General features: G+C 43.5%; 5 protein-coding genes and 1 pseudogene. 2 read left to right on the forward strand and 4 right to left on the reverse strand.

Features of this window, described 5'->3' with window-relative positions; genetic code table 11:
- The first annotated feature begins 223 nt into the window (after nt 1–223).
- Entirely contained in the window at nt 224–895 is a 672-nt protein-coding gene (locus Q4519_RS21430; protein ID WP_303515934.1) for an inovirus Gp2 family protein, read from the forward strand.
- Nucleotides 896–979: 84 nt separating this feature from the next.
- On the opposite strand, the gene Q4519_RS21435 is transcribed toward Q4519_RS21430, so the two are convergent.
- From Q4519_RS21435 to radC, 3 genes are all read right to left on the reverse strand, one after another.
- Complete coding sequence (locus Q4519_RS21435; protein ID WP_303515937.1) at nt 980–1,540, reverse strand: tyrosine-type recombinase/integrase; 561 nt, start codon at nt 1,538–1,540, stop codon at nt 980–982.
- Nucleotides 1,541–1,665: 125 nt separating this feature from the next.
- Nucleotides 1,666–2,094, reverse strand: coding sequence for a DUF2787 domain-containing protein (locus Q4519_RS21440; protein ID WP_303515939.1), 429 nt, complete (start codon nt 2,092–2,094; stop codon nt 1,666–1,668).
- On the reverse strand, nt 2,094–2,570 hold the full coding sequence (gene radC, locus Q4519_RS21445; RefSeq protein ID WP_303515940.1) for a DNA repair protein RadC: 477 nt from the start codon (nt 2,568–2,570) through the stop codon (nt 2,094–2,096). The genes Q4519_RS21440 and radC overlap by 1 nt, the downstream gene beginning before the upstream one ends.
- Before the next feature lie 138 nt (nt 2,571–2,708).
- On the opposite strand from radC, the gene Q4519_RS21450 reads away from it, so the two are divergent.
- Nucleotides 2,709–2,900: an AlpA family transcriptional regulator gene (locus Q4519_RS21450; RefSeq protein ID WP_303515942.1), complete on the forward strand. Its 192-nt coding sequence runs from the start codon at nt 2,709–2,711 to the stop codon at nt 2,898–2,900.
- Nucleotides 2,901–3,105: 205 nt separating this feature from the next.
- Here Q4519_RS21450 and Q4519_RS21455 read toward each other — a convergent pair.
- A pseudogene (locus Q4519_RS21455) lies at nt 3,106–3,289 on the reverse strand (hypothetical protein); the annotation flags it as partial.

Genomic DNA, 3,289 nt, shown 5'->3' on the forward strand with positions numbered 1-3,289 from the left:
AGGCTCATATCATTTCCTTAATCTATTGACGTTATTGTCTCAAAATTAAGTGTCCGATGGGATTAGACCAGAACAAACCTAGCAAGCACCAACTCTGCCACTCTCATCCAGCAATCCTATTTTTGCAGAGCCATTTTTAACTGAGCTCGCTGCTGTGCACTTTACGGTGGTAAAAAAAATATCGACTGGCTAATCCTGTGACAACAACACAGGAGCTATAAAAATGAATAAACTTCCAGGAAATTCTAACCTGCATCAATATGCCTATTCGGCTTACCATGGCTGCCCAGTGCAAACTCAACATGGCGTTTTAGTTAAAGAATACTTAGATGCTATTTGGTCAACGCTTTGGCAATCTATCATTAAGCACCCTAGAACATTTGCTATTAGATTTGATCTTCACTTAAGGCACTCTAATGATGAGAATGTTGATGCAGTGTTTTCAGATGTTATTTCTAAGTTCTTTAGCGCTTTAAATAAAGAAATCAGTACAGACCTAGCTTTAAGGCATTGCCGTGGAGTTAGGGTGCATGAAACGGATTTAAGGTATATATGGACCAAAGAGCGCAGCACGGCACCACAGCCTCATTACCATGTGGTTATTTTTGTTAACAACGATACCTATAACGTTCTTGGTAGCCCATCACCAAATGGGGTGAGTGAAAATATGGCTACGCGGATTATCAGTGCTTGGGCTAGCGCGTTAAATTTGGAGGAGCGTGACACTAAGGGGTTGGTCCATTTTCCAGAGAACCCTACCTACAGGATTAATCATCATCAACCTGGCTTTGACGAAGCGTTTAAAGCGGTCTTTTACCGGGTTAGTTATTTCGCCAAGGCTGCGACTAAGGAATACGGTAATAGAACCAGATCCTTCGGGTGTAGTCGAAAATAGTCGTAAGGAGCTTTTTTTTAGATAATATAGGTTTGAAAAAAAATAAGTTAGAAGCAGGGGCCTTTGTTGCCCCTGCGCTTATTTTTATATTTCCAGCTCTGTGAAGTCTTTATCGACATCATCTTGCGTTATTCCTATATAGCGGAGCGTTACGCTTTCAGAGCTATGCCTTAGCATTTTCATCACTCGCGCTATATCTTTGGTGCTTTGATATAACATGTATCCCCTTGTTTTGCGCATTGAGTGTGTGCCTAAAGCCACTTTGACCTCTTCGCCAACCATGGCAAATGCTTTCGTGACAGCTCTTCGGCTGATCGGCCTAGGCTCTCTATCGAGTGATTGTTTGCTACGATAAGATTGAAATAGGAATATGTGAGAAGGATGCTCAGCCCTAATTCGAGCAATCGTTACTAACGCTTTTTGGTTTAGCTTTATATTTGCGAGCTTGCCTGTTTTAGTTTCATGGAGTTGCAATCTACCATCATTGATATCGGCAAACCTGATTGAAAGTAAATCAGAAATACGCAGCGCGAGATTTAAGCCAACATTCCATACATCAGACATTTGCTTGCTAAACCGGATTTCGAGTAGGTGGCTAATGAGCTTCACGGTATCTAAGTTTTTAACTGCATCTACTTCAGCCATGGGTAGGTTCCTTTTTTACTGTGACACACCGATACGGGAACTTGAAGGCGCTTTTGCGCACCTGTCCCTTGCTATGAAAGGGATGGCAGGTTCCCAAAATGCTAAATTGAGAACCTGCCTGCCCGTTACCACGAATTGACAGTGATATCGTCAAATACCCCCGATGAAAGATAAGCGAGAAAGTTGCTTTCCCAGGTTTTGTAAAAGTCCTGAACCATTGGGTGATTGATAGGCTGTCGAGTGAGGCCAACCATGTAAAAGATCCCTGCTTGGAAGTTGAAATCAATTTCGATATCTAGTTCAGGGTAGGGGTGGCCGAAATAAGCCAAGTCCGAGATGTAAAGCAAACGCCAATCATCTCTGGCATCTTCACGGCTGATTGATATTTCTACTGGGTGGTAGCCTGCTTTCGTTTGATAGTAAGAGCTATTACGAAAGTTAAAGATGATTTGGGTGTGATCAGGCTGGATCTCCTTTGTGCTGGTGGCTTGTTGTAATGAGGCATGAAGTTGAGCTGATACATCGAGCTTGTTCGGTGTTATGACAATGTTCATTATATAAGTCCTCTCTCTGCGAATGAGCACGCTTCCTTGCCTACGATCACATGGTCCAGCACTCTGACATCAATTAACGCTAGCGCGTCTACTAGACGCTTGGTGATGGCTCTATCCGAGGCAGAAGGTTCGATTTCACCTGAAGGGTGGTTGTGAGCAAGAATGACGGCTGCTGCATTTGCGTAGAGTGCCGTTTTGACGACTTCACGCGGATAAACATGCGCAGCGTCGATGGTGCCAAAGAAGAGTTCTTTGAACTCAATCAACTGGTTTTGGTTGTCTAGCAACATCACTGCAAACACTTCCCTTTCATGGCTAGCTAGCTTGAACATTAGAAAGTCTTTCGTTGCCTGTGGATTACAGAAAGCATCTTTGGCGACGAATTTCTCGGCAATGATGTTAGCTGCTGATTCTAATATCTGGCGCGCAGTATCAGGCCAGTGCTGGATCTGGACTTTGTTTGGTTTGGTGTGCATAGGTGAGCTCCTTAAGCTTGGTTTAGGTATATGCACATTGATGATATGGGTATGAAAATGTTTTAATTCGAAGTTGGCAAGACGGAAATTTTTTTCTGCTGTGACGCATTATCTGGACCAATGACAGGGATTCAGAAAATGAGACTAATCAAGATAAAAGAAGTCATGTACATGACAGGCTTAGCGCGAGCCACCATATACAAATTCATTGATTTGGATAAGTTCCCCAAGCAAGTATCGCTAGGCGGTCGCGCAGTGGCTTGGGTAGAAGCAGAGATTGAAGAGTGGGTGTTAGAGAAAGTTGAAGCGCGTGATGCTGAGGATCTGTAACTAACGAAGATAATCATCGCATAAGAAGAAAAGCATGCCCTTGAGATTCGGTCGGCACTGAATGAACGTAATAATGCATTTTGAGTTGGCTGGTGTCGGGTTAGGGTGGGTGATTTATACCTGAAGTAAGAAATTTTTCAGCTTACATGGAGCCTTGGGATATCGATGCCTCTATATCAGCTTCATGCTGCAGGTTTTTAGGTAGCTATTCACCAGCGAAGTATTGACGCTCATCCATTAGGTCGAATACATCAGGGTAAGGCTGTTTGCTGATCACCGCATCGACTATCTGGCTCAGTGTCGAGTAGCATGCCATTCCGCGTTTTTTGCATGTTTCAATGAACGAAAGGATACGTCCACGAAACTGTTCCCCTCGATGAGAGCGAACG

The organism is Motilimonas sp. 1_MG-2023 (assembly GCF_030547455.1).
Classification (GTDB): domain Bacteria; phylum Pseudomonadota; class Gammaproteobacteria; order Enterobacterales; family CBDFNC01; genus Motilimonas.

Coding starts and splice junctions, on each gene's coding strand:
- Q4519_RS21430 (WP_303515934.1), top strand. CDS start 224: ATGAATAAACTTCCAGGAAATTCTAACCTGCATCAATATGCCTATTCG.
- radC (WP_303515940.1), bottom strand. CDS start 2,570: ATGCACACCAAACCAAACAAAGTCCAGATCCAGCACTGGCCTGATACT.
- Q4519_RS21435 (WP_303515937.1), bottom strand. CDS start 1,540: ATGGCTGAAGTAGATGCAGTTAAAAACTTAGATACCGTGAAGCTCATT.
- Q4519_RS21450 (WP_303515942.1), top strand. CDS start 2,709: ATGAGACTAATCAAGATAAAAGAAGTCATGTACATGACAGGCTTAGCG.
- Q4519_RS21440 (WP_303515939.1), bottom strand. CDS start 2,094: ATGAACATTGTCATAACACCGAACAAGCTCGATGTATCAGCTCAACTT.